This window comes from Stenotrophomonas maltophilia group sp. RNC7, assembly GCF_030910085.1.
In the GTDB taxonomy this organism is placed as follows: Bacteria; Pseudomonadota; Gammaproteobacteria; order Xanthomonadales; family Xanthomonadaceae; genus Stenotrophomonas; species Stenotrophomonas sepilia.
Map to the genome: position 1 here is coordinate 1 of NZ_JAVFVN010000532.1, position 1,110 is coordinate 1,110.

A 1,110-nucleotide genomic window follows, 5' to 3' on the forward strand; every position below is an offset into this window, starting at 1 on the left:
AAACATCATTGACTTTCCACCCGCGCCCAAGCTGGATCCTTTCGGTAAACTTGTTCCCGAAAAAGCGAGCCCTCTGGAATTGAAGGGGGAGCAAGTGTTTTTCGGCAATGGACGCTGCGCTGAGTGTCACGTCCCTCAAACCTCATTTCTTGACAATAATATGCACGACCTGAAGCTTGAGCGGTTTTATGAGCCCGGGAAAACCTACAATGGAATGGTCACCTTGCCCGACGGGCCAATAAAGACTTTCACGCTTCGAGGCATCAAGGATTCTCCACCATATCTCCATGACGGACGCTTGCTGACCCTTGATGATACGGTCGAGTTTTTCAATCTCGTCTTGGGAACCAAGCTGGCAACAGACGAAAAAGAGGCGCTCGTCGCCTATCTTCGAACGCTTTAGGAGAAAGACAGTGTTGGTCCGTTTATCGATTGTTTTTCTGCTGGGGACAGGATGTCTGGCTTCAGCACAAGCGCCTAATCCAGGCTTCGTATCGCCAGACACCAGGCTGAACGAAAGCGGGTTACCGGTCCCCTCACAAACGAACAATACCGACAAACTCTTCCTGCAATTAGCTCTTTCGAGAAATTCGACCGAGCTTGCATTGACTGAGCAAGCTGAAAAATACGCTAAGAGCGACACGTTGAAGAGCTTTATGTTAGGCATGAGGAATGACCACGGTCGAATGGCAGAAAAACTAAAAGCGCTTGCCAATGCTGTGAAAATTCCGCCTCCCTCAGCCCACCCTGCTCCGCCGCCCATTGATGGTGAAGCGGCCTATTGGCAAAGTCAGGTTATAGATCACCAAAAAATGGTACAGTTGCTCTCCTGGGAAACTGGCGCAGGCGAATATACTGAACTCCAAATTTATGCCCAGCAAATGTTACCAGTGATCCTGCATCACCTCAATCGGGCAAGGGAGGGACAACAGGAATATCTTACCAAACAGGGGCTTTTGAAACGTTCTGATCAGGCCCATCAATAGCTGGCTCCTTAACCCGAATGTTCCGATGCTGGGACCAGCTCTGCAAGGCTTACAAATATGAGCTCCGAGGCAGACAAAAAACAAAACATAATTGGGCTGAATGAAAATCGGGACGAAGTATCAA

Annotated in this window: 2 protein-coding genes; both read left to right on the forward strand. The window is 49.2% G+C overall.

Annotation, left to right across the window (positions count from 1 at the left end; genetic code table 11):
- Nucleotides 1–403: hypothetical protein (locus tag RCF13_RS10380; protein ID WP_308141134.1), on the forward strand; the 403-nt coding region annotated here is incomplete at its 5' end.
- Nucleotides 404–413: 10 nt separating this feature from the next.
- The gene (locus RCF13_RS10385; protein WP_021586712.1) at nt 414–986 is read left to right on the forward strand and encodes a DUF4142 domain-containing protein; all 573 of its coding nucleotides are present in this window, start codon (nt 414–416) and stop codon (nt 984–986) included.
- Nucleotides 987–1,110 lie beyond the last annotated feature (124 nt).